This window comes from Phycisphaerales bacterium, from assembly GCA_016699835.1.
Lineage (GTDB): Bacteria > Planctomycetota > Phycisphaerae > Phycisphaerales > UBA1924.
Map to the genome: position 1 here is coordinate 3,038,687 of CP064987.1, position 23,114 is coordinate 3,061,800.

The window sequence follows — 23,114 nt, forward strand, 5'->3', positions numbered from 1 at the left end:
GATGCCGCAACCTCCAACGAGCCTCGATCCACCGTCCACGCGAGTCGAGGCGCTCGATGCGCTGCGTGCCGGGGCCATGGTGCTGGGTGTCCTGCTGCATGCCAGCGTCCCGTACATGCACGCACCCATGCGCGGCCTGCTCATGCCCGTGAATCAGCCCGCAACCGGGCAAACGATCGACGCGATCTTCTGGAGCATCCACACCTTCCGGATGCCGCTCTTCTTCTTTATCTCAGGCTTGGTGAGCGTGGCGGCGATCCGTCGTCGTGGCGTCTCAAAGTTCATTCGTGGGCGATGGACGCGTGTGGGCCTGCCGCTCCTGATCGGGGCGCCGGCGCTCCTGTTCCTGTTCTACCCCATCTGGCTCTGGGGTTGGATCGAGCGAGGCTGGACCACCTGGAGGCAGTTCCGCCGACTCAAGCAGAACATCCACGTCCAGGCCGACGCCTGGGGTCTGTACCACTTCTGGTTCCTTGAGTATCTATTGATCTATGGCGTGGGTCTGTGGCTCGCGTGGCTGGTGTGGGATCGCCTGCGATCGAGCCTGGCGAGAAGGACTCTGGTTGATTCGGATACATCCACGCCTGTGACCGGATCGTTCTCCACCGCACGTGATCATCGTGGAATCATCCTCTGGTTGTCCGCTGTCGTCGTGGCGGCACTCCCGTTGGCGATGCTCCTCCATGCCGATCCGCAACTCTTCACCGAGTTTCGCAACTCGTTCCTTCCCGATCCGTCTCTCCTCACGTACTACGCGATCTTCTATGTGCTGGGATGTTTCTGTCGCCTCTCCTGGCTTGGCACGCTCTCGAAGGCGTGGCCGCCGATGCTCCTGATCGGTATTGCATGCAGCGCGTGGGTCGTGTCGATGATGCTGGGTCGCGTGGACGAGACGGCCGAAGGGCTGGTCCAGGCGACGATCGAGGCGGACGGGCGGCAAACGCGCTGGGAGTGGTGCCTCGCGATCTCAGGACTCGCTATGACGCTGGGGCTCGTCGGTCTGGTCCACGCGACCGTGCGACGACTCGGACCGGTCGCTCGTTTCCTCGTGGACTCGTCCTATTGGGTCTACCTCACCCACGTCGGCTGGGTGGGACTGGTCTCGATGCTCATCCGGAACGTGGATCAACCGCCCGGAGTCAAGGCGGCCATCGTGATGCTGACCGCCGTGGCGGGCACACTCCTCACGTTCCTCGTGGTCCGACGAACGCGACTGATCGAGTATCTCGGTTCCTACCCGTCGACCCGCCAACGGATACACAATTCTGACCCCTGATCCAACAAAAACGCCCGACCAGGAAGGCCGGGCGACGGACGAAGTGGAGCGGAGGGGAGTCGAACCCCCGACCTCATCATTGCGAACGATGCGCTCTACCAACTGAGCTACCGCCCCGTCCTTGGGCCGATCGGGTGCCGTGGGGAGGGCGATCCGATCAGAGGCGGGCATTGTAGCGGGCGCCCGGGGTTTGGCGACTCCTTTTCACACCATCGGCATCCCAATCAATATCCAAACCGTGGCGCGCCCGGTACAGTCAGTTGTCGTTCCGACATTCGTGGTGCGGCATCTGGTCAACAGGCACGCCGAGCATTGTGGAGTACTCCGATGAAGAGTGGTTGGTCATGGAATGCGGGTTGGGTCGCGTTACTGGCGTTCCTGGTGGCGTGCACACAGATGCACGCCATGGCGAGGGCGAGTGATGTCGAGCCGGCGCCGCTGCGTGTGGTGGTGACCGTGCCGCCGCTCGCGGGATTGGTGAGACCGTTGCTCGCCGAGATCGATCCAAAGGCCGAGGTGCGTGTGCTCCTCGCCGGTGGGCAGAGCGCTCACGGGATGGAACCGACGCCCTCGGACATCGCGGCGATCGCGAGGTGCGACGTGCTGGTGTACGTCGGCCTGAATCTCGAGCCACGCGTGGCGGCGATGGTGCGAGAGAAGCCCGTGGAGCGTCGCCAGGTCGTCTGCTTCGCCGAAGTTGTGGGGTTGCAGGATAAGGGCAAGCCCGAGCCGAATACGCCCGCGGCGAGCTCGAAGCCGAAGCCTGCGGGGAAGGACACGGGTCATGACGATCACGATCACGACCATGATCACGACGATTGTGACGAGCACAACCACGCGGCCCCCGGGTATGTCGATCAGCACCTCTGGCTCGATCCGGCGCTCGTTCGCCGCCTCGTAACCGCGATCGGTGAGGCGATCCAGAACGCGTGCGCGAACCGCGGGACGCTCGACGACGCGATGAAGTCCCGCCTCGATGCCGCCGTCGTGAAACTCCAGAAAACCATCGACGATGTCGACGCGGCGTATCGCGCCCGCCTGGAGGTATGCAAGGGCCGTGCCTTCGTCACCCATCACAACGCGTTTTCGCGTCTCGCGGATCGCTATGGCCTCAAGGTCGCCGCGACGATCCGCCTCACCGAGACCACCGAGCCGACCGCGAGCGAACTCAAAGAGGTGGTTGAAGCCATCGCCCGCGAGAAGGTGCGTGCGATCTTCTATGAGCCGCAGATGGACCCCAAGCCCGCCCGTCGGATCGCGGAGATCGCTCGAATCCAGATTGGCGAGCTCGACCCATTGGGAAGTCCCGACCAGACGAGTTGGGCGACGCTCATGGAGAAGAATCTGACCTCGCTGGTGGCGGGGCTGTCCGACTCGCCCGCGCCGTCCACGACGCCGTAGTGCCGTGATGCCGGGCGATACACTACCTTCTACCACCGGCCGATGCGGCACCTGTTGTGAATGAGTGGTGTGTGGATTGGGCGTGCTATTGACGCGTGGTGGTGTGCGAGAGTCCCTAGGAGCCGCGGGTGCAGAGTCTCGGCGAGTCCAGTTCCGCGGGGCAATCGGCCATCGGGGCGTCCGGTACGCACGCAATCGAGTACAGCGGTGTGACCTTCGCCTATGGGCACGCGGACACACCCGCGATCAAGGACGTCACGCTCACGGTTCACGAGGGCGAGCGGCTCGGCGTCCTCGGGCCCAATGGCGGCGGGAAGAGCACCCTCCTCAAACTCACGATGGGTTTACTCAGCGGCAACAGCGGCTCGATCCGCGTGCTGGGGATGACGCCGCAGCGTGCCCGGCGGGCGCGCGTCATCGGCTATGTCCCCCAGCGTTACGAGGGCGAATCGCGATTTCCGGTGAGCGGGTTCCAGGTTGTGCTGATGGCGAGCGCGTCGGGCACGCCGTGGTACTCGCGCACACCACAATCTGCATTGGACGCGGCCCGCGAGGCGATCGATGCGGTGGGGGCTTCGGGATTCAGCGATCGGCCCATCGGCACGCTCTCTGGGGGGCAGGTGCAGCGAATCATGATCGCGCGGGCGCTCTCGATCCGCCCGAAAATTCTGATACTCGATGAGCCGCTCGTCGGTGTCGACGTCGCGGGGCAGCAGCAGTTCGCCGACCTGCTCGCGAACCTCCACCGCTCGTACCGATTGACGACCGTAGTGGTCAGCCACGACATCCGCACGATCGCCGCAGGCAGTGACACCGTCGCGTGCCTGGCACGCACGCTCCACTCGCACACGGCACCCTCCGGCCTCACGCCTGAGGTTCTGGGCGAGGTCTTCCGCCACGACGTCGCGGCGATCTTCGGCGATGTGCACGTCCACGCCCATCCCGCCGACGCTTGCACCGACCCCTCGCACACGCACCCGCCGCTCATGCTCCGCGGGCCAAGCATCTCGGCGAGCAAGCCCAGCCAGGAGAGCACGCGCCAGCCATGAACATCGTCACGTACCTCACCGATCCGACCTGTGCGCCGATGTTTCTCCCGGCGTTTGTGGCCGCGCCGGCGCTCGCGATCCTTTGCGGTCTGCTCACGTCGCTCGTGGTGCTCAAGCGAATGGCGTTCATTGGGCAGGGCGTGTCGCACGCCGCGTTCGGCGGCATCGGCGTGTGGGCGATCCTCGTCTTCACACTGGGTGGGGCAGCGAGTGGTATCGGGTCTGGCGTGGCCAGTGATACGGGACGCTTTGTCATCGTTGCAGTCTTCTGCGTCGCGGCGGCACTGGGCATCGGGTTGCTCAGCGAGCGTCGGACGCGGGGTGGCCACGGCGGCGTGCCCGCTTCGACACGAGCCAACACCACGTCGGCCGAGTCTGAATCTTCTTCGAGTCGACGTGGAACGACAGTCGGCGGCGTGGGACTCGAGGCCGATACGGCAATCGGCATCATCCTCGTCGCGGCGATGGCCCTTGGCGCGGTTCTCATCAAGGCCTCGCACACGACGCAGTCGTGGGAGTCGTTCCTCTTCGGGTCGATCTGGTCGATCGGCTGGGCCGACGCGATCCTCGCGTGGGCGACGACCCTTGCAACAGGTGTGACGCTTCTCATCGCACGCCGCCCGTTGATCTTCTGGGCGTATGACGAGAGCGGCGCCCGCGCCTTCGGCATCTCGACACGCGGCGTGCGAGCCACGCTCATGGTGCTGCTCGCGATCGCCACCGTTGTCGCGATGAAACTCGCCGGCGTCGTTCTCGCGACCGCGCTCCTCGTCGTTCCCGGCGCGGCGGCGATCGCGGCGTCGAGGCGACTGGCCCGCGTGATGACCCTCGGCGTGGTCTTTGCCATCGTCGGCGTGATGGGTGGCCTGGTCGTGAGTGTCGAGACCGATCTGCTTCCCGGGCCAAGCATCGTCGGCGTGCTGCTCGTGTTGTTGGTGATTCCCGCGATGGCTCGGGCAATCAACTCTCGCCGCACGAACCACGCATAGATCCGGGGTCCTTGAAGAAGGAGCATCGATGAAGGCCGAAACCCTGCTCGCGGAGTTGAATCGATTGCGCAAGGACATCGGCGAGGACACATCGGACCTCGAATGGCTCGCGGTGCACCACGCGTTTTGCTTCCTGAGTTACAAGATGAGCGAGTTCCAGAAGTACGTCGAGGACGAGAACGCCAAGGGCGCCTTCGACGAGTACGAGGGGTGAATGAACCCGCCACTTGAGCCCGTACATCAACCCGCCGATCCGCCGAGTGGCGACCGCGTGCGATCGAGCAGTTGCGCTCGGGCACGCGGCACATGCGCCGTCGTCGGGTGCGGCACGGCCGGACCCGCGGCGGCGGCGCTCCTCGCCAGGGCGGGTTGGCGCGTGGTCCTTTTCGAGAGGGCGCCCGAACTCGCGCCCGTCGGCGCGGGGCTTCTGCTCCAGCCTGTGGGGCTTCGCGTGCTCGAAGAGATCGGCGTCCTCAACGAGACGCTCGCTCTGGGTTCTCGAGTGGACCGCCTCCGCGGACGCACGATTTCGGGCCGTCCCGTCCTCGATGTTTCCTACGGAGAAATCGGTGAGGATATCTTCGGGCTCGGTGTCCAGCGCTCGATGCTGCTGCGCCAGCTTCTCACCGCCGCGAAACGCGAGGGTGTGGAGGTGCGACTCGGCGTGGACGTGGAACGCATCGAAGAGTCGCCGCGACCTCGAATCATGGAGAGGGCCTCAACCGATGGACGCCGATCTCGCTCGCATGGCCCGTTCGACCTGGTCATTCTGGGCAGCGGCGCTCGATCCCAACTGCGGTCGCATGTCTCACCACTCTCCTTGGAACGTCTGTACCCGTGGGGCGCGCTCTGGATGACGGCCGATCTTGAGCCGCACGAACTCCGAAAGACACGCGGACGACATGATTCGAGCGGCCCTGTGACTGGCTGCGTTCTCGAGCAGGTGTACGACTCGACGACGAGCATGATCGGCTTCCTCCCCTCGGGCCGCACGCAGCATGGGGAACCGGTGCGTGTCAGCGTCTTCTGGAGCGTGCGTGTCTCGGAGATTGATCGTGTCCGCGAGCGTTCGATCGAGGCGTGGCGCCACGAGGCGAGCGAACTGTGCCGTGCAGTGCTGGGTACGACGATCGACGTTGATCGTGTCGTGGGCCAGTGCGCGACGGGTGCCGACCTGATCCCGGCGACCTACATGGATGTCGTCTGCGATCGGCTCGTGCGCGGGCGTGTCGTGCTCCTGGGGGACGCGGGACACGCGATGAGCCCGCAACTCGGGCTTGGGGCAAATCTCGCTCTTCTCGATGCCTCCATACTCGCCCGTATTCTCGACCAGCAGCGTGACATCGACCGCGCCCTCGTCGCCTTCGAGCACGAGGTCCGGGGCACGCACCAGTACTATGGCATGGTCTCCCGCCTGCTCACGCCCGTCTTCCAGAGCGACGAGCCGGTCGTGGGGTTCATCCGCGATCTGGCGTACCACGTCTTCGGGCGTGTGCCCCCCATCCGACGAGAGATGCTCCGAGCGCTCGTCGGAGCGCGGCGAGGATGGTTCCGAACCGAACATACAACTTCCACCCGCGATCAGGCGTATTCCTAACTGTTCTCGCAGCCACTCGCGCCCGGGTTGTCTCTCCGATCGTGTGATACGCTGTCTCGGCATCGACCGGGAGCGACCCATGTACACCAGGTATCGTGACGAGCAAGCGATGTATCGGAGCAACCGAGGCCCGCAACTGCGGATCTCTCCACGCCTCGTCCTGGCCGCCGTCATCGCGATCGTGACGCTCATCGGCTATTACTCGCGCAGCAGCCACAACCCGATCACCGGACGCACCCAGCGTGTGGCGCTCTCGCCGGCCCAGGAGATCGCCCTGGGATTGCAATCCGCGCCGGAAATGGCCCGGCAGTTCGGCGGGCTTTCCGCGGATCGTGGCGCGACGGCCTTGGTCGAGAGCATCGGCGCCAAACTCGTCGCGGCCCTTCCGCCCGAGGCGCATCCATACCCATTCCAGTACCATCTCCTCGCCGACCGGAACACCGTCAATGCCTTCGCTCTCCCCGGAGGGCAGATCTTCATCACCGAGGCCCTTTATTCGCGACTGAAGACCGAAGGACAGTTGGCCGGCGTCCTCGGGCACGAGACCGGGCACGTCCTCGCGCGACACTCGGCCGAGCAGATGGCCAAGACGCAACTCGCGCAAGGCCTCGTCGGCGCCGCCGGCACCGCCGCCTCCGACTACGGCGCGGGCGGCGCCGCCCAGCAGACCGCCGCCGCCGTCGCCCAGTTCTCGCTGATGAAGTACGGCCGAAACGACGAAATAGAGGCCGACGCGCTCGGCCTGCGGTTCATGCACGCCGCGGGATACGACCCGAGGGCCCTCATCGGTGTGATGCGGATCCTCGCAGAAGCCAGCGGTGGGAGCGACCGTCCCGAGTTCATGTCGACCCACCCCAACCCGGGAAACCGCATCGAGCAGATCAAGAATGCCATCGCCGAGCGCTTTCCGCGAGGCGTCCCGGACGGGCTTGTGCCATAGCACCAAGCACGCGGTCATCACACAAACCGCCGACACGGAACGAGTCGCGCCTACCCTTGCCTCCCCACGATGAATCGGCCTGGGCGAGCGGCGAGTGTTCGCCACCCCAAGGCTCGAACTGACACACAAGACAGGTGCAGACACATGGAAACGACACTCATCATCCTGAAGCCCGACGCCGTCCAGCGTGGTCTCATGGGCCGCATTCTCACCCGCTTCGAGGAGAAGGGCCTGCAAGTCGTCGGCGCAAAGATGATGCAGATCTCGTCGCAACTCGCCGAGACGCACTACGAGTCGCACAAGGGCAAGCCCTTCTACGCCGGCCTCGTGAAGTTCATGACCTCCTCGCCCGTCCTGGTTCTCGCGATCCGCGGCAACGGCGCGATCACCATCGCCCGAAACCTGATGGGCGCGACCTTCGGCAGCAAGGCCAACTCCGGCACCATCCGCGGCGACTTCGGCGTCTCCAACTCCTTCAACCTCATCCACGGCAGCGACAGCCCCGAGGCCGCCGAGCGCGAACTCAAACTCTTCTTCGGCGCGGGCGAGGTCCTGACCTGGAGCCGCGCGGGCGACGCGTGGGTCTATGACATGTCCGGCGGCAAACCCGAGTAAAGACGAACGCAGGAGACAAGACGAACGCAGAGGTCGCGGAGGGGTTCAGAGGAAGACAGAGGAAAAATGGGCTTGCGCGCACAGGGCCGGATGAACTACGTCACGCTCTGCGCGCCTTCTCGCTCTTCATTCCCTCTGACTACCTCTGTGTGCCCTCTGTCTCCCTCCGTGTTCGCCTTCTCGTTCGAGCCGCAGAGTCGAGCAGATCGATGAGCGTCACAGGGTCGGCGGCACTCCGATACTGGTCGCGATGCGAGAGGCGGAGAAACCCCTCGCCCTCGCAGTGGTCGAGGAACCTGAGCAGCGAGTCGTAGTAGCCGTTCACGTCGAGCAGGCCGATGGGCTTCTCGTGGATGCCCAGTTGCGACCACGCGGTGATCTCGAACATCTCGTCGAGCGTCCCGAAGCCGCCGGGCAGCACGACAAACGCCTCGGAACGCTCGGCCATCATCATCTTCCGCTCGTGCATCGTCTCGACGATGTGGAGTTCGGAAAGCCCTTGATGGGCGAGTTCACGCGAGCGAAGGAGCGTCGTGATCACGCCCACGACCGTGCCGCCGCGTGAGAGGGCCCCGTCCGCTACTGCGCCCATCAGCCCCATCGACCCGCCACCATACACGAGCGTGATGCCACGCGAGGCGAGCGTCTCGCCCAGCACGGTCGCGGCACGCTTGTACTCGGGGCGCGAGCCGTCCGCCGCGCCACAGAAGACGCAGACTCGCGTCAGTGTCGTGTCTTGTGCGCCAGATGCTATCGTGACCAATGGCGACAGGGTCGTATTCGCGGGCTTTGAGTGGGCTTCCATGGGACAGGGTAGCAGGTCGCGCTGCAGGACTCGGCCTGAGAATCACATTGTTTCTCGAACTGATCGTGTGAAGTGAGTGGACTGGTTATCGGTGGTTGTTAATTCACAACGTGTCAATTCAGTGTGTATCGAGGGTGAGTCGTGGGAGGTGGTCATGTTGTTCCGTATCCCACCACAGGCAGGGGACCTTGGGTGTCTTCGCCGATATGGGTCATCATCGGAATTACCCACACGAGTTGAGACCAACTGTACAGGAGACTCTCGCATGGCCTTCGACTTCAATACCGCCAAGATGAAGCACTTCAAGTGGAAGATGCGTCTTCGCGACTTCCTTGATGGAAAGCCCGGCCTCACCACCGCCGAGGCCACGAGCCACAAGGACTGCGATCTTGGCAAGTGGCTCTATTCAGAGGGTTTGGCGAAGTACGGCACGATTCTTGAGATGCGAAAACTCGAGAAGGAGCACGAGATGCTCCACAAGACCATCAAGTCGATCGTCGACCTCAAGAGCACCGGCAAGACAAAGGAAGCCGAGGATGAGTTCAAGAAGATCGAACCGTTGAGCAAGTCGATCGTAGACTTGCTCACGTCCGTGGAGTCCAAGGCATCCAAGATGGCCGCGTAACACAACTGGAATTCCCGCGAACAACAAGGCATCAACGATCGCTACACGTCTTCGGGCGTATGGTCCATGATGTCTGATTCGGTGAAGACGAGTTGCTATGGTTGCAGCGCGTTGGTGGCCGCGTGCGAAACCCAGCCGCATCCATACATCGGCGCCTCGCCCGGGTGCTGGCGTGTGTACACGGATCTCCTCGGAAAGTTGCACGCGGCACCTGTCGACGCGTTGACGACACGACTCGCGGTGGACGCATACGCCGCGCAACATCCGGGGGTCGAAGGCCCGCAACAGATCCGCTCCGTCGCCGGCCACCTCATCGCCCTCCATCTCGTCCTGGAGAGAAACGCCGAATCAGAGTTCGCGACCCGTTGTCTGGGACGATTGAGCGAGTTGCGAGACCGGCTGGTCTGGCTCGACCCTCCAACGCTGGGTGGGCTCACGGTCGTGGATGTTGCCGCCCGTCACGACATGCACATCCGTGCCGGAATCGTCCGCGAATGGGCGACCAACGTGTGGGATTCAAGGCGGAAGCACCACAATCGCATCCGAGATTGGGCCATTGTTCTTGCGCCTACAACGTGACCAATATGCTCTCGGCATGACCATGACTACCTCCGCGTCCAATGCCCCCGCCCACACCGTGAACCGCCTCGTCCCCTTCGCCCACGTCGCGAGCGTTGACGTGTCGATGGAGTTCTATCACCACCTCGGGTTTGTGCCTGTTCGCGTCCTCAAGGACCATCAGGGCCAGGCCTTCTGGGCCATGCTCTCCAGCGGCGGCGCCGAACTCATGCTCGCCCGTGCCAGCGGCCCCATCGACGCCGAACAACAGGCCGTTCTCTTCTACATGTACTCAAAGGACGTCGCCACGCTCCGACAACATCTCATCGAGAGCGGTCATCCCGATAGAACGTCTATGAGTCCAGAGGCCAACGCGAAAGGCCCCTTTCCCGCTGTTCTCGCGATCAGTTTCCCCAATCACATGCCCGCGGGCGAACTCCGCATCCACGATCCCGACGGCTACGTGATCCTCGTCGGACAACTGGGATAGTTCCCACGACATCCACGGCAACATTCGGGCGATCTCTCGACCGGCAGTACGCTCACGGTCGAATCCCGTTGTATCAGTTGGAACGTGCCATCCCCCGTGTTGTGTGCGATCGCGAGTAAGGTGTACTCAACGCGTGGACGAATCAGGGTGTGCCAGGGCGTCCGCTCGTCTGCCGCCCGCCTCGCACCACCGGCAAAGGGTCGCTCCACCATGTCACTCGATTTCAGTTCCGCAAAACTCAAGCACTCGATGTGGAAGCTCAAACTCCGCGATTTCCTCGATGGCAAGCCGGTCCTCACGCCAGCCCAGGCTACCAGTCACACAGACTGCGACCTGGGCAAGTGGATCTACGCCGAGGGCCTGAGCAAGTATGGATCGATCCCCGAGATGCTCAAACTCGAGAAGGAGCACGAGACGCTCCACGTGACGATCAAAACGATCGTGGGCTTGAAGGTCTCGGGCAGGAACAAAGAAGCCGAAGCCGAGTATCTCAAGGTGGAACCCATCAGCAGGCGGATCGTGGATCTGCTCACGGTGATCGAGTCCAAATCCTCAAAGTCGGCGGCGTGATAATCGAGTCGAACCACATCGAACATGGCAATCGGACAAAAATCCTGTCCGAGGCCCGACCTTGAAACTCCAGTTGACCTCTTCCCAATCATATGCTAGTGTATACTAGCATAACGGTCGATGAGTGAGTATGGAGGTCAACATGGTCGCGCATCCAATCACCCAGACCCGTTCGAGCACCGCGTTAGTGGTCATGCGCTGGCTCGCCAGGGGGCTGAGCCTGGTGAGTCTGGGACTCCTTGCTCTCTTCGCCTTTGGCGGGCATGAGTCCATGTCGCCAACGCCCAAGGAATGGCTCCTCCTCGCTTTTTTCCCAATCGGCGTTGCCCTCGGCATGGTCTTGGGCTGGTGGCGCGAACTCCTCGGCGGGATCATCACGACGATCTCCCTCGCCGGGTTCTACGCCATCGAACTCACGTCGGGCACCATCCATCCCAATCCCGCATACCTCCTCAACTTCGCCATCTTCGCCTTCCCCGGACTCATGTTCCTGGCTCTGGGGCTGTGGGCACGAGCCATGCGGTCGCGAGCCTCCTGACGCAGCGCCCCTACGTTTCGTCCATGACCACCGCACGTTTCGACTCTGCCAGTCCCGGGCCCGGGCAAATCACGTTCAACGCCTTCCAGAAACTCATCCACGACCGGTTCCACAAGACCGACTCGGCCCGCGGCGCCGTCGCCACGTTCCTCTGGCTCATGGAGGAAGTGGGGGAGTTGGCGACCGCGATCCAGGAGAACTCGCCGAGTTCCATCCCCGGCACACCCACCCGCACGCCCACACCCGAGCAGCGCGCCAATCTCGAGGAAGAGTTCGCCGACGTTCTCGCCTGGCTGACGACGATCGCCAATGTCATGAACGTGGACCTCGAGAAGGCCCTCGAGAAATACACGGTGCGGGGCGTCAAGGGCGAGAAGCACTAACGCGGCGTGGCGGCGTCTGAACGCTCGCGTGCATGAGCCGGTGCCGGGCTTGTGATCGACACGCCGGCGCGTCGCAACTCCTGACGCTTCTCTGTGAGCCGCTGCTCCGCAGACTTCGTCAGCGCGTCGGTCAGCACGCGAGTGACCTCCACGATGAGCGTGTCGTCTTCGGGTGGCCCGCCCCGGAACTCGTCGACGCGCCTCAGGATTTCCTTCGCGTACCCGCTGTTCGAGAGCGGATTGACCTCGGCGATGAGCGCCCGATACCTCGCCAAGCCGAGCATCTTGCCCCGCGGCACGTTCCGCGGGCGGGCCTCGATCGCGCCATCGGTGCAGGCGATGAGCGTGTCGCCGGGCGCGAAGGGGACCGTGATCATCGCCGGATCGAACGCGCCGGTGTGCCCGGTAGCGCCGAGCAGGTGGGTCGTCGCCGCGAGTTCGTGGATCGAGCCATCGGGCCCGACGACGTGCGAGGGCGGATGCCCCGCGGACGCGAACTCGAGCGCGTCCGTGTTCGGATCCATGCGGAAGCACGCCGCGGTCATGAAGACGGCATGATTCGCGAGCGTGAGCGAGACATAGCGATTGAGCGATCGCAGGATGTCCGCGGGCGACGCGTCCGGATCCTCGCCGAAGAGCCGCTGGAGTTCGCCATAGAGCCGATTGACCGTGAGCGCCGCCGGGATGCCATGCCCCGTGACATCGATGAGGGCCAGGCTGAGCCGCCCGAATCGGTGCTCGTCGTTGGTCACGAGATCCCGCTCACGAGCCACAAAGAGGTAATCTCCGCCGATATGCCGCATCGGCTCGTACCGATACGTCAGGCCGAAGTGCTCGTCGCGGAACGGACGCGGGAAGAGCGCCTCGTGGATCCGCCGCGCCTGGTTCAGGTCGGCCTTGATCTGTGAATATCGCCCGCGAAGCAGCCGCCCCGTCGTCTCGTCGCGGAAGCGTGTGTCGCGATACCAGCAGATCCCCGCCCCCGGCGCGGCGATCAGCGGCGTGAACGCCAGCATCCCCACTCCAAAGAGCGCATAAATCGCCTCGATCTGATGCAGAAGCGCCAGCACCCCGACATAGCCGACCACCATGGCCGCGTTGAATGACAGCAGCGGAATCAGTGGTCGAACGCACTCCCGTGGTGTCCACGGCAGGAAGCAGCACGCCAGGACATGCGACACCATGAGCGGAAGAAGGTCGATGGATGCTCGTATCGCGGCGATCTCACGACGCTCGCGCCGCGCCGCCGCTGCCCGCTCTCGAGCCGAGATCGTCGTCGCCCCAACATTCGGAGTCTCGACGGGGGATGCCTCACTGCTGGAACTGGTGCTCGCCGAAGGTTCACTCCCTGTCCCGTGTGCTTGGATGGTCCCAGCCAACTCACGAGGAGCACCCGGCAGGACCATTCCGGCAATGTCCTCGGCGATCACCCGGGGAAGATCCCCCCGCACGATCGTGAAGACACCCGTCAGGATGATGAGCCCGGAGACCGCGGTGAGCACGGGAAGCCGAGGAGGAAGGTGTGGCGGGTGCCTGTGGTAATACCAGAAGGCCCACGCGAACGCGCCGAGGGTGATGGACGACGCGAGCAGCGAGACCGCCGTCGCCACAGGACGTTCACCGAACTCCGACCACCGTTGCGACCATATCCACACGATCAGGAACAGCACCTGAAGCCCCGCCGCCGTCGCGGCATACCACAGGAACCGCCGACGCAGCAGCGACTGGCGCTCCGCCTCCAGTTCGATGCCGAACTCTCGGGTGATGGCGTTCTCGATATGCGGGGTCGATTCCAACGGTTGCGTGCTCCCCAGGGTCCATGTGGAACGAAGACAAAGACTCCTGACCGTATCCAACGCAGGATACCAGACAGGCACCATTCCAGCAACGAACTCCGATCACTTGGGCAACGTTCGAACAGGCTCCATCCACGCTCTTCTTCGGGATTTCAGCCCTTGAGTTCGATCATAACTCCCGACTCCGATCTGGCGCCCTTTCCCCGCTACAGTTTCGCCCGATTCGCGTCCCCGCCCCATGATCCGGGCACTCTTGGAAGGGCTCCGCACCGTGAAGATCAAGCGCATCCTCGTCACCGGCGGCGCCGGGTTCCTCGGCTCCCACATCTGCGACCGACTCGTCGCCCAGGGGCATGACGTCATCTGCCTCGACAACCTCTTCACCAGCCAGAAGATCAACATCCAGCACCTGCTCGGCAAGCCCAACTTCGAGTTCATCCGACACGACGTCACACATCCCGTCTGGCTCGAGGTCGACGAGATCTACAACATGGCCTGCCCCGCCGCCCCCGGGCACTACCAGTACAACCCCATCAAGACCATGAAGACCAGCGTCCTCGGCGCCATCAACATGTGCGGCATGGCCAAACGCTGCAACGCCAAGATCCTCCAGGCCTCCACCAGCGAGGTCTATGGCGACCCCGAGATCCACCCCCAGCCCGAGTCCTATCGCGGCAACGTCAACCCCATCGGTCCCCGCGCCTGCTACGACGAGGGCAAGCGCGCCGCCGAGACCCTCTTCTTCGACTACCACCGCGCCAACAAACTCAACATCCGCGTCATCCGCATCTTCAACACCTATGGCCCTCGCATGCACCCCTTCGACGGACGCGTCGTCAGCAACTTCATCCGCCAGGCCCTCCACGGCGAGGACATCACCATCTTCGGCGACGGCTCCCAGACCCGTTCCTTCTGCTACTGCGACGACCTCGTCGAGGGCATCATCCGCATGATGAACGGGCCCGACGATTTCATCGGCCCCGTCAACCTCGGCAACCCCATCGAGTTCACCATCAAGGAACTCGCCGAGGAGGTCGTCCGCCTCACCGCCGCCAAGTCCAAACTCATCCACAAGCCCTTGCCCGCGGACGACCCGACGCAGCGCAAGCCCGACATCTCCCTCGCCGCCAAGCGCCTGGGTTGGGAGCCCAAGATCCAACTCAAGGAAGGCCTGGAGAAGACCATCGCCTACTTCAAAAAAGTGAACCTCGACGAGTTCCGCGCTCCGACGCCGAACTACTAGGTATTGATCTCCCATTCGGCCGGTGCATTGTCTGTACTGACGTTCCAACCTCCCTGTGTCAGCGGGATGTAGTGCGACGCGCCTTGACATGAGTTTTAGTGAATGCTAACATGTTCTCCGGAGGTGCACCGTGACGACGCCAGATACGTCGATCGAAGCACGTCTTGAGGAACTCTCGCGCCGCCTCGAGGCCGTCGAAGGTGTGATCGCCGGGCTCGTCCGTGGCACTCACACCGGTGTACCACACGAACCGCCGCCGGTACCCAACGCATCCGTCGGTGACATGAGTTCGGATGAAGCAGTACCTCACACATCCGACACCCTTGGAGCACCACACACCGAACCAGGCCCGGGTCTCTCGCCTCTTGAACTGCTCAGCATCCGCAAGAAGGCGGAGCGTGAGCAACGTGCCACTGATCGGCGTGCCGTACATGGAGCACACGCCGCTGCGACCAGGGTTTCAATCCAGCCGATGCTCACGGAAGCAGATCGCAACACCGAAGTCGAGGTGCCTCGACGTGACATAGAAGGTGTGATCGGCGGTCGACTCCTCGCCTGGATCGGGGCGGTCATTGTGATCGTCGGCATCGGTTTCTTCGTGAAGTACGCGCACGATGAGGGCTGGATCGTCCTGACTCCCGCTCGCGGATGCATCACCGGCGGCATGTTCGGGGCGGCTCTCACGGCTGCGGGAGTCTTCGTCTGGAAACGATTCGGACCTGCGGCATCGGTTGGCGTGATCGCCGCCGGTATCGGCTCGATGTTCGCCTCCGTGCTCGCCGCCGAACACGTCTACCACCTCATCTCGCCCGGTATCGCGTTCGTTCTCCTTTCGATGGTCACGGTCGTAGGTATTGTGCTGTCGGCAAACCTCAGGCTGATCTCGGTGACGGCGCTCTCCATGGTGGGCGCGTATCTCGTCCCATTTCTCCTGATCACAGGCAGGCAGAGCACATGGGTGACCCCGTCTTATGCGGTCCTCCTCCAGATTGTGGGCATTGCCACGGCCTGGAGATTGCGTGGGCGCTTCTATTCCCTCCGAACGCTCGCGATGTGGGGCACAGGCATCCTGGGCATCTGGTGGGTTCTCGACCACGCCCTGGAGCACCCGGTCCAGTGCTTCGCATTCACCATTGTCTATTGGGCAGTGGTGCACATCGAGATCGCCAAGTCAGCCCTTCTTGCGAGCGACTCACCCGAGTTCTCTTCGGATTCTGAGGATTCAACATACTCCGTCAATCTCGAGAACGTGCTGCGGTGGAGGCCCTACGTCGCCTCGTTCTCGGCCAGCGTCTATGCCGCGGGTCTGGGGATCTACATCGCACGCGATACGAGCCTCCGCTTCGACTGGCTCGTCCCCACGTGCGGGATGGCCGCGACCGCCACGATCGGCTTCGTCATTGCCGCCGGCCACAAACTCCGCGAGCCATCTACCGAACGCAGCCGCCTCGGTGTGTGCCTCCTCCTCCAGGCGGGCGCGTTCCTCCTGCTCACCATCGGAATGGCACTGACGAGTTGGTCGATGCCACTTGCCTTGCTCATCCTCGGCGTCGCCGCCGTCGCGGCCTCATCTCGAATTCGATACGACCCTCTCCTGATCTACGGCATGATTGCCGCCGGAATCGGCACGGTTCGACTCCTCCTCTTCGATTCCATCCTCTCGGGCATGAACACCGGGGGCGTGCACGTGATCGGCCTCGAGCTCACCACCTGGACCGCGATGATGGCGATCGCCGGTGTGGCCTGGTTCGTGATCGGGGCCATTGTCCGCCACACGGAGAGCCATCGTGCGATCTCCAACGCATCCTGGTGTCTCGCCCTCCTCCTCGTGCCGATAGGGCTCGCAAACGCGTCGACTCCTGTGCACGCGATGAGCATCGCGTTTGCGTCCGCCGCGATCGCCGTGGCCGTTCTCGCACGAGCCGCTCGGAGTCAAGGAGTTTGGATCGCCTCAGTCGGAACTATGGCCCTCGCGTCGATTCTGGCGGTCTATGGGGTATGGTGGATGGAGCCATCCATACTGGAACTCGCCGGCGCCCATCTGGCCCGAGAGGCCATGGTGCCCCTGACGTGTGCCGTGGCCTGGATCGTGATGGCATTGCTCGAACGGAGCGAGAGCGAACGACGCGCGAGCGAGATCATCTTTGGACTGTTGGGCTTTGCATTTCTCTTCTCCACGCCCATCCACGAGCGGACCGACTCCACCTCGCTCGCGTGGATCTGGCTGGGGCTTGATCTCTTCATCATCTCGGGAATCCCGCTCCTCAAGCGCCGTGCAATCACACTCATCACGCCCGTCGCGAGCCTGATGAGTGCAATCGTGTGGTTCGCCGCATACGTGTTGGCTCCGTGGTCGGCAAGCCCATCACCACTTGTTTTCCATCCTGGCCTCTGGTACTCCTTCATTCTCGCGTGTGCGATCGTGATGCAGGCTCGGCTCCTCCGTCCGGGATCGAGTTCAGACAGAACCAACGGCGGCACGCTCGACATGCTGGAACGTGCCTTATACGTGATTGCAGGTTCACTGCTCTTTACTTCAACCAGCCTTGAGGTGGCGCGTGGCGCCTCAAAGCTCGCCTCCGATGAGGCCGCGCAAGGAGGTGCGCTCTCGATCTGGTGGGCCCTCATCGCGGTAGGGCTTATCACGCTTGGGTTCTTCCGGAATCGGTCCATCGTCCGTCACGTCGGGTTGGGCCTGCTCATGGTTGTCGGTGCCAAAGTCGTGATCCTTGATCTTGCCACTGTGTCCGCGGGCTGGCGGATCGGTAGTTTCGTGGGTGTCGGACTCCTCATGCTCGCGGTGGCCATCGGGTACTCTCGCTTGAACCGCACCAACGCCAAATCGCCCATTGAGGAGCGCGGCACGACCGACCGTTGATCTCTACTCTCACGCATGCCGCGCCACTCGCGAGCGACCGAGGTCCATCGCCTCTTCGTCGCCGCTTCACCGCCAGTTGGGATGGCCCAACGAATGCTCGATCTCGTCCCGCGTTCCGGCGGCTACGAGCACGCCCGCCCCACGCCACTCGAGCAGATTCACCTGACGCTCCTCTTCATCGGCGACACCGCCGACCGACTCCTTCCCCACGTCGTCGAGTCCGTCGAACGATCGGTCGCCGGGCTTTCGCCGTGCGTCCTCCGCGTCGCGTCGCCGATGGTCCTTCCGCCAAAGGGCATGGCCCGCGTCCTCGCCCTCGAACTCTCCCCGCATCGAACGATTCTCGAGATCCACCGTCGCCTCGCCAACCGTCTCACCAGCACCCACCGAATGCCCGATCGGTTCCTGCCCCATATCACGATCGCACGATTCCCAGGACCCGGCGTCGATCGTGCCACTCTCGCACCATGGTCGCTCCCTGAAATCGACGAGTACCCCATCGAGTTCCTCGTCGACCGCGTCATCCTCATCCGCAGCGTCCTGGGGGGCGGTCCCGAAGGCCGAGCCGACCACAAACCGGTCGCGTCGATCGTTCTGGGCGCGTGAGTCCCTCGTGGGCACTCTACCGACGTCCGCGCCCCATCTCTGGTACACTCTGGCTCCATGGATCGCGACGAGCGTGCCCTCATCCTCAGCGACGGGAGCCTGGCCTCCGCGGTTGCCTGCGCCGCCGCCAGCGAGGCCTCGGCCCTCGCCGGGCGCAAGGACCGTCCCGCCATCATGGCCTGGATGAGCCAGCACACCCCAGGCCTCGCCGCCCGCCGAAAGGCCGTGGATGCCCAGACCGATCTCTTCGGCCTCGACCAACTCCCCCCGCCCGAGCAACTTGCGAGCGTGAAAGCCCACGGCGAGGCCGAGTGCATCGATCTCCTCCGCGCCACCTACGCCGCCGCCCACGCCGGGTGCGTGGTCGTCGTCTGGCCCATCCACTGCGTCACGAGCGAGGGAGCCGTGGACCTCGATGGCGTCGCCCGAACAGTCGATCGTTCTCTCCTCGCCGCACGCCTCGTGGGCCTCGACGCCCGAGAGCACGGCCACCCCGGCCTGCGCGTCGAGGTCCCCTATGTCGATCTCACGGACATCCAACTCGCCGACCTCGCCTTCGAGTTTGCGGTTCCCCTTCGCGGTTGCTGGTGGTCCACCGGCGGCGGAAGCGAGGCCGCCGCCGAGCGTGCCCGTTGGACCAAGGCCCTGCGAGCTGTCGGCTGGCGCACCGAGCCTGCTCCGATGCCGCCGGCACAAACTCCCAAGGCGACCAAGCCCGCGAGCACGGCTTCTGTGACCACACGAGTCGCCGCCAAGCCCTGAGCCTGGAATCAACCTTGGGTCGTTCGTCGTGCGTCGCCATACTTTGGAGGCGTGACACGATTTGTTCGTTGTGCCATTGCTGGAATCGCTCGAGTTCCACGCACGAAAAAAACCCGCGGATCACGAGGATCCGCGGGTCGAGGGTGGACTCGAATATCGAGTCGTGTGCTTAGCAGCCGCTGTTGAACCGGGCGAGGTAGTACAGCAGGTCGTCGATCGTCACGCCGAAGTCGGGCGCGCCAGAGCCTGTGCCGTCATCGACGTCCGCAGTGGCGTCGCCGAGGTTGAAGATGTTGAGGTAATAGAGCAGGTCGTCGATCGTCACGCCGCCGTCGGGCGTGCCCGTGCCCGTGCCGTCATCCACGTCGGCGAGGCAGACCGCCGCGAAGACATACTGACGACCCGCGAGCGTGTTGAGGTCGATGGTGCGGGTGGCGCCCACGTTCCCAAGGTTCGGCGTCGCCGCGGGCAGGCCGCCGATGACCTGGTTGGACATGTACGACCCGTCATTGTTGACGATAAAGCCGCCGATCTTGATGACCGAAGAGCCGTCCCAGCCGAGTTCGTCAAGATCGATCGCGATCTCCAGGCCCGTCGTCACGCTCGTGGCGAGCGACGTGTCGGTGTCGGTGATCCCGCCGATGTTGCTGTTGTCGAGATAGAACATGATCTGTCCCGCCGTACCGACGGGGTTGAAGGGATCGATCTCGAGCGAGGCCGACGCCAGTCGCGGGCTGTAGTTCGTGTAGAGCGCCGGGGTGAATCCGTCCTGGGGCTGGATGAAGTTCGTGCTCCCGCCGTTGCAGGTCGAGAATGCGCCGCTGAAATCGACCGGCGTACGCGTCGGCTCGTCCTTCTGACGCCCGTCGTACGCGCCGAAATCCAGCGCGTTGTTGTTCAGGTCCTCGAGACGCCCGTTGCTGCGGAGCGTCGCCGCGTCCATCACCTGGTAGACATTGGGCGTGCCGCTCGTCTTGACGCTCATCCAGTAGTCGGGGAGGAAACTGTTGCGGACATAGTCCTGCACGCTCCCGCCGATCACCTCGTCGAAGTGCAGCCCGTTCCCCGAGCCGTCGTCGCCCATCCCGTTGAGGATGTTGAATCCGATATCGACGTTGTCGCCGCGGAGTTTGTTCTGCCCGGCGGCCGTCTCGGCTCCGATGGGCCCCTCCACGCCGATCGCGTCCACGAACAACTGAATCTTGTTGCCGCCCGAGTCACATTGCGACGCGGTCGAGTTCTCGATGTTGCCTGTCAGCATAATCCACAACTTGCCCGTACCCGTGTCCACCTTGGCATAGATCGCGTCGAACTCCGACCCGTTGGAGACGTCGGCGTTCCCGGCCGGAGGCGGGCACAACCCGTCCACGCCAATAGCGTTGGTGTTATTGAGGGCCACCTGGATCGAATCGGGATTCGTCCCGCCCGCGAGCACACCACTCCCGGAGCCGACAAGCACGCTCCCGAGATAGTTCCCGATCCCGCCGGCAAAGTCCGCAAAGTTCGCGAACAACTCGGGTGTCGCGTTCCCGTTGCCGAACGTCAGGTAATAGTCCGCCTCAAATCCAGCGTCGAACGTCAGGCCCGCCATCTTGTTCAGACCGTCGAAGTCCACGTTGGGGTTCGTGTTCAGCAGCGTCTGCTGACCGCCCGTGACCGAGTCGATGAACAGGTCAAACTTGTTGAAGTTCGACTCCACGTTCCCTGTGATGCACACATACAGCACACCCGCGTTCACCACGGCATACACCGCGTCGAGCTCCGAGCCGTTCGCGTTCGACGCCGAGTTGTTCGAGTTCCCGAAGCCGGTGCGAGCGGCCTGCACCGCGAGAGGCGCGCCATAGATCGCCGCGTCGAGCGTCCCGTCAACCGTGGGCGCCGTCACACTCACCGTCGGCGTGGCGGTCGCGAACTGATCCCCAGCAAACGAACCAAAGTTGATCCCCGCGACCGGGGTCGTCCCGCCCACAAAGTTGCCGGCTCCATCTCCGCCGAGATTGCCCGTTCCGGCCGGGAGGCTCCCCAGCACCTGGTTCGAGAGATAATCATGCCCGCCGCCGTTGATGAACGCGCAGATCTTGATCGCTCCAGCCGGATTCCCGATCGCCGACAGCGGAATCGCGATCTCCACGCCCGTCGTCGCCAGCGCAGGGTCGCCGCCCGTCGAGTTCGGATCGCACGGCGTCGGCACGCCCGCGTTCCCGAAGCCCGTGCCGTTCTCCTGGATCCAGCGCGGCGGCCCATAGAACGCCTTCTCGCTCGGATCGAGCTTCCCGTTCACCGTCTGCGCCTGCGCCAACCCGGCGCAACCCACCAACCCGATCACCGTCACGATTGTGTTCCGCTTCAACATCGATTCGCTCCCTCGATTTCAGAAAAACACCTTGCAACAAACATCTCTGCGTGGATACGTCCACTCATGTCGCGATGACGCCGAAGAAACTCGTACGTCAACGCCCTTGGTGTCGCACTCTGGCCAAGGATTTGACCGGGACTAGTCTACACGAAGCACGCATCCTTTGGCCAGCAAAAACTGCACGACAACTCCGCGATGGCCCCGTGATTCCACCGGGATCTCTCCGCCCCGGCCCGAGAACGACTGTCATCCTTGAAAGTCCGCGCATAAATCCAGTCCCGTGTAACCGTTTCATCCGGAACTCATGCAAAACACCGGGACAATCGCCGTAACGATCGAACCAGGTTTCAACGCGCCTTGGAGTCATACGTGCGCCCTCGCAGATCGCAACTCATCCTCGAGCCAACCCCGGTACAAATGCGTACCCCAAGTTTTCCTGTGCCCAACGCCACCGCCCACCAACTGGTCCGTATAGACTCACGAAACCTTGACAACCTAGTGAGAACTCCGGTAGGTTGTCATCGTTTGAAGCGGATTCTCGTCTCGCTCCGCCCCGTCTCGGAGAAACACATGAAATCGCTGGTGAAACCGATGATCGTTGGTGCACGTCGTTCGCGCCATTCCAAACTGGCCTTCACGCTCATCGAACTCCTCGTCGTCATCGCCATCATCGCGCTGCTTATCGGGCTTCTCCTCCCCGCGCTCGGCAAGGCACGCCGAACCGCCCAGGAAGCCAAGAACCTCTCCAACCTCAAGGGCATGGGCCTCATCATGACCCTCTACGCCAACGACTCCAAGTCGTGGTACCCCGTTATGAAGCAGCCAAACGCGTACAACACGCCGGGCTCGCTCAATGGGCAGTTCGTCTACGGCGGCGTCGCCGGGCTCTTCAGCCTCTTCCAGGAGGGCGATGGCACGGATTTGGGCTTCCGTGGCAACGCCAATCCCAACCTCGCCGCCTACGTCGATGGCAATCGCGAGCCGCTGCTTCGAGCCTATTGCGACGCCCTCGCCATTCTTGTGAACCCGACCGACAAGGAAGACCGCTACTACGGCATGCCGCACGGCCCCAACCCCGCAACGAGTTACGCCAACGCGAAAGTCAAACAGCCCAAGCCGCCAGGCTCCGAGCGAGAAGTCGTCAGTTACAACATCAGTTACCTCTACATCGCAGGCCTGAAAACAGACGAGCCCAAGATCCTCACCTCCGTACCCTTCTGGGGCGACGAGACCAACGGCCCCGACGTCAGCACCTTCGCGTGGTACGGCGGCGGCGGCGCCGGTTCGAGCAACGCCACCGAGGCCGGAACCCAACCCGGCGGCTACGCCAAAACCGACAACCTCGGACCCGATGGCGGCGCCTTCGTCTTCACCGATGGCCACGCCGCCTTCGTCAAAAGTGCACCGCCCATCGACACGATCCAGAATGTCTTCTTCGGCACCGATACCAATCGCTTCCCCTCGAGCGTGAACGCCGTCGATCCCAATCGCAGCCGGTTCGTGCAGACCATCGACTGAGCATGTGGTCCTCCACGAGTTCGCCCAGCCTCTCACGAGGCCATCTTCTCTGATCGTTCTCGCCCCTTCGGGGGCGTTTTTGATGAACTCGGCCGAGTTTTCGTGGGCACGTCGCCCAT

At 63.5% G+C, this 23,114-nt stretch carries 22 protein-coding genes and 1 tRNA gene; 19 read left to right on the top strand and 4 right to left on the bottom strand.

From position 1 onward, the window contains the following. Window position 1: 1 nt before the first annotated feature. Complete coding sequence (locus tag IPK69_12625) at window positions 2–1,276, top strand: acyltransferase family protein (GenBank protein ID QQS08808.1); 1,275 nt, start codon at window positions 2–4, stop codon at window positions 1,274–1,276. A gap of 44 nt (window positions 1,277–1,320) precedes the next feature. Here the strand turns inward: IPK69_12625 and IPK69_12630 are convergent. Further along, a tRNA-Ala gene (locus tag IPK69_12630) sits at window positions 1,321–1,393 on the bottom strand. 210 nt (window positions 1,394–1,603) lie between these two features. Between IPK69_12630 and IPK69_12635 the strand changes: the two genes are divergently transcribed. The 7 genes from IPK69_12635 (at window position 1,604) to ndk (ending at window position 7,867) form a co-directional block, all read left to right on the top strand. Then, window positions 1,604–2,677 (top strand): zinc ABC transporter substrate-binding protein, encoded by a 1,074-nt coding sequence (locus IPK69_12635; GenBank protein QQS08809.1) that lies wholly within the window; start codon window positions 1,604–1,606, stop codon window positions 2,675–2,677. Window positions 2,678–2,805: 128 nt separating this feature from the next. Then, window positions 2,806–3,726 (top strand): metal ABC transporter ATP-binding protein, encoded by a 921-nt coding sequence (locus tag IPK69_12640; protein ID QQS08810.1) that lies wholly within the window; start codon window positions 2,806–2,808, stop codon window positions 3,724–3,726. Beyond that, window positions 3,723–4,715 carry a metal ABC transporter permease gene (locus tag IPK69_12645; GenBank protein QQS08811.1) on the top strand — a complete coding sequence of 331 codons (993 nt, stop codon included), beginning with the start codon at window positions 3,723–3,725 and terminating at the stop codon, window positions 4,713–4,715. Before IPK69_12640 ends, IPK69_12645 begins: the two co-directional genes overlap by 4 nt. Before the next feature lie 28 nt (window positions 4,716–4,743). Beyond that, complete coding sequence (locus tag IPK69_12650; protein ID QQS08812.1) at window positions 4,744–4,929, top strand: hypothetical protein; 186 nt, start codon at window positions 4,744–4,746, stop codon at window positions 4,927–4,929. Further along, complete coding sequence (locus IPK69_12655) at window positions 4,930–6,312, top strand: FAD-dependent monooxygenase (GenBank protein QQS08813.1); 1,383 nt, start codon at window positions 4,930–4,932, stop codon at window positions 6,310–6,312. A gap of 109 nt (window positions 6,313–6,421) precedes the next feature. Continuing rightward, window positions 6,422–7,252 carry a M48 family metallopeptidase gene (locus IPK69_12660; protein QQS08814.1) on the top strand — a complete coding sequence of 277 codons (831 nt, stop codon included), beginning with the start codon at window positions 6,422–6,424 and terminating at the stop codon, window positions 7,250–7,252. Window positions 7,253–7,396: 144 nt separating this feature from the next. Continuing rightward, a complete protein-coding gene (ndk, locus tag IPK69_12665; GenBank protein QQS08815.1) occupies window positions 7,397–7,867 on the top strand; it encodes a nucleoside-diphosphate kinase in 471 nt (156 codons plus the stop codon). Window positions 7,868–8,006: 139 nt separating this feature from the next. On the opposite strand, the gene IPK69_12670 is transcribed toward ndk, so the two are convergent. Next, a complete protein-coding gene (locus IPK69_12670) occupies window positions 8,007–8,672 on the bottom strand; it encodes a TIGR00730 family Rossman fold protein (protein ID QQS08816.1) in 666 nt (221 codons plus the stop codon). 265 nt (window positions 8,673–8,937) lie between these two features. Here IPK69_12670 and IPK69_12675 point away from each other — a divergent pair, with 265 nt between their 5' ends. From IPK69_12675 to IPK69_12700, 6 genes are all read left to right on the top strand, one after another. Next, window positions 8,938–9,297 carry a CZB domain-containing protein gene (locus tag IPK69_12675; protein QQS08817.1) on the top strand — a complete coding sequence of 120 codons (360 nt, stop codon included), beginning with the start codon at window positions 8,938–8,940 and terminating at the stop codon, window positions 9,295–9,297. Between the two features lie 66 nt (window positions 9,298–9,363). Then, complete coding sequence (locus tag IPK69_12680; protein ID QQS08818.1) at window positions 9,364–9,876, top strand: hypothetical protein; 513 nt, start codon at window positions 9,364–9,366, stop codon at window positions 9,874–9,876. A gap of 16 nt (window positions 9,877–9,892) precedes the next feature. Then, entirely contained in the window at window positions 9,893–10,345 is a 453-nt protein-coding gene (locus IPK69_12685) for a hypothetical protein (protein QQS08819.1), read from the top strand. A gap of 210 nt (window positions 10,346–10,555) precedes the next feature. Then, the gene (locus tag IPK69_12690) at window positions 10,556–10,915 is read left to right on the top strand and encodes a CZB domain-containing protein (GenBank protein QQS08820.1); all 360 of its coding nucleotides are present in this window, start codon (window positions 10,556–10,558) and stop codon (window positions 10,913–10,915) included. 142 nt (window positions 10,916–11,057) lie between these two features. Continuing rightward, on the top strand, window positions 11,058–11,453 hold the full coding sequence (locus IPK69_12695; GenBank protein QQS08821.1) for a hypothetical protein: 396 nt from the start codon (window positions 11,058–11,060) through the stop codon (window positions 11,451–11,453). Window positions 11,454–11,476: 23 nt separating this feature from the next. Beyond that, window positions 11,477–11,836: a nucleotide pyrophosphohydrolase gene (locus tag IPK69_12700; protein ID QQS08822.1), complete on the top strand. Its 360-nt coding sequence runs from the start codon at window positions 11,477–11,479 to the stop codon at window positions 11,834–11,836. On the opposite strand, the gene IPK69_12705 is transcribed toward IPK69_12700, so the two are convergent. After that, window positions 11,833–13,632: a serine/threonine-protein phosphatase gene (locus IPK69_12705; protein QQS08823.1), complete on the bottom strand. Its 1,800-nt coding sequence runs from the start codon at window positions 13,630–13,632 to the stop codon at window positions 11,833–11,835. The two genes, IPK69_12700 and IPK69_12705, sit on opposite strands and share 4 nt — an antisense overlap. Window positions 13,633–13,870: 238 nt before the next feature. On the opposite strand from IPK69_12705, the gene IPK69_12710 reads away from it, so the two are divergent. The 4 genes from IPK69_12710 to IPK69_12725 all read left to right on the top strand — a co-directional run bounded on the left by IPK69_12710 (window position 13,871) and on the right by IPK69_12725 (window position 19,121). Continuing rightward, window positions 13,871–14,875: an SDR family oxidoreductase gene (locus IPK69_12710; protein QQS08824.1), complete on the top strand. Its 1,005-nt coding sequence runs from the start codon at window positions 13,871–13,873 to the stop codon at window positions 14,873–14,875. Window positions 14,876–15,347: 472 nt separating this feature from the next. Next, window positions 15,348–17,753, top strand: a complete 2,406-nt coding sequence (locus tag IPK69_12715) for a DUF2339 domain-containing protein (GenBank protein QQS08825.1) — start codon at window positions 15,348–15,350, stop codon at window positions 17,751–17,753. A 93-nt stretch (window positions 17,754–17,846) separates the two neighbouring features. Beyond that, window positions 17,847–18,359, top strand: a complete 513-nt coding sequence (locus IPK69_12720; GenBank protein ID QQS08826.1) for a 2'-5' RNA ligase family protein — start codon at window positions 17,847–17,849, stop codon at window positions 18,357–18,359. 57 nt (window positions 18,360–18,416) lie between these two features. Next, window positions 18,417–19,121 (top strand): hypothetical protein, encoded by a 705-nt coding sequence (locus tag IPK69_12725; protein QQS08827.1) that lies wholly within the window; start codon window positions 18,417–18,419, stop codon window positions 19,119–19,121. 169 nt (window positions 19,122–19,290) lie between these two features. On the opposite strand, the gene IPK69_12730 is transcribed toward IPK69_12725, so the two are convergent. Further along, window positions 19,291–21,474: a hypothetical protein gene (locus tag IPK69_12730; GenBank protein ID QQS08828.1), complete on the bottom strand. Its 2,184-nt coding sequence runs from the start codon at window positions 21,472–21,474 to the stop codon at window positions 19,291–19,293. 594 nt (window positions 21,475–22,068) lie between these two features. Here IPK69_12730 and IPK69_12735 point away from each other — a divergent pair. After that, a complete protein-coding gene (locus IPK69_12735; GenBank protein ID QQS10485.1) occupies window positions 22,069–22,995 on the top strand; it encodes a prepilin-type N-terminal cleavage/methylation domain-containing protein in 927 nt (308 codons plus the stop codon). The last annotated feature ends 119 nt before the right edge of the window (window positions 22,996–23,114 follow it).

Coding starts and splice junctions, on each gene's coding strand:
- IPK69_12625 (QQS08808.1), top strand. CDS start 2: ATGCCGCAACCTCCAACGAGCCTCGATCCACCGTCCACGCGAGTCGAG.
- IPK69_12635 (QQS08809.1), top strand. CDS start 1,604: ATGAAGAGTGGTTGGTCATGGAATGCGGGTTGGGTCGCGTTACTGGCG.
- IPK69_12645 (QQS08811.1), top strand. CDS start 3,723: ATGAACATCGTCACGTACCTCACCGATCCGACCTGTGCGCCGATGTTT.
- IPK69_12650 (QQS08812.1), top strand. CDS start 4,744: ATGAAGGCCGAAACCCTGCTCGCGGAGTTGAATCGATTGCGCAAGGAC.
- IPK69_12655 (QQS08813.1), top strand. CDS start 4,930: ATGAACCCGCCACTTGAGCCCGTACATCAACCCGCCGATCCGCCGAGT.
- IPK69_12660 (QQS08814.1), top strand. CDS start 6,422: ATGTATCGGAGCAACCGAGGCCCGCAACTGCGGATCTCTCCACGCCTC.
- ndk (QQS08815.1), top strand. CDS start 7,397: ATGGAAACGACACTCATCATCCTGAAGCCCGACGCCGTCCAGCGTGGT.
- IPK69_12670 (QQS08816.1), bottom strand. CDS start 8,672: ATGGAAGCCCACTCAAAGCCCGCGAATACGACCCTGTCGCCATTGGTC.
- IPK69_12675 (QQS08817.1), top strand. CDS start 8,938: ATGGCCTTCGACTTCAATACCGCCAAGATGAAGCACTTCAAGTGGAAG.
- IPK69_12680 (QQS08818.1), top strand. CDS start 9,364: ATGATGTCTGATTCGGTGAAGACGAGTTGCTATGGTTGCAGCGCGTTG.
- IPK69_12685 (QQS08819.1), top strand. CDS start 9,893: ATGACCATGACTACCTCCGCGTCCAATGCCCCCGCCCACACCGTGAAC.
- IPK69_12690 (QQS08820.1), top strand. CDS start 10,556: ATGTCACTCGATTTCAGTTCCGCAAAACTCAAGCACTCGATGTGGAAG.
- IPK69_12695 (QQS08821.1), top strand. CDS start 11,058: ATGGTCGCGCATCCAATCACCCAGACCCGTTCGAGCACCGCGTTAGTG.
- IPK69_12700 (QQS08822.1), top strand. CDS start 11,477: ATGACCACCGCACGTTTCGACTCTGCCAGTCCCGGGCCCGGGCAAATC.
- IPK69_12710 (QQS08824.1), top strand. CDS start 13,871: ATGATCCGGGCACTCTTGGAAGGGCTCCGCACCGTGAAGATCAAGCGC.
- IPK69_12715 (QQS08825.1), top strand. CDS start 15,348: ATGCTCACGGAAGCAGATCGCAACACCGAAGTCGAGGTGCCTCGACGT.
- IPK69_12720 (QQS08826.1), top strand. CDS start 17,847: ATGCTCGATCTCGTCCCGCGTTCCGGCGGCTACGAGCACGCCCGCCCC.
- IPK69_12725 (QQS08827.1), top strand. CDS start 18,417: ATGGATCGCGACGAGCGTGCCCTCATCCTCAGCGACGGGAGCCTGGCC.
- IPK69_12730 (QQS08828.1), bottom strand. CDS start 21,474: ATGTTGAAGCGGAACACAATCGTGACGGTGATCGGGTTGGTGGGTTGC.
- IPK69_12735 (QQS10485.1), top strand. CDS start 22,069: ATGATCGTTGGTGCACGTCGTTCGCGCCATTCCAAACTGGCCTTCACG.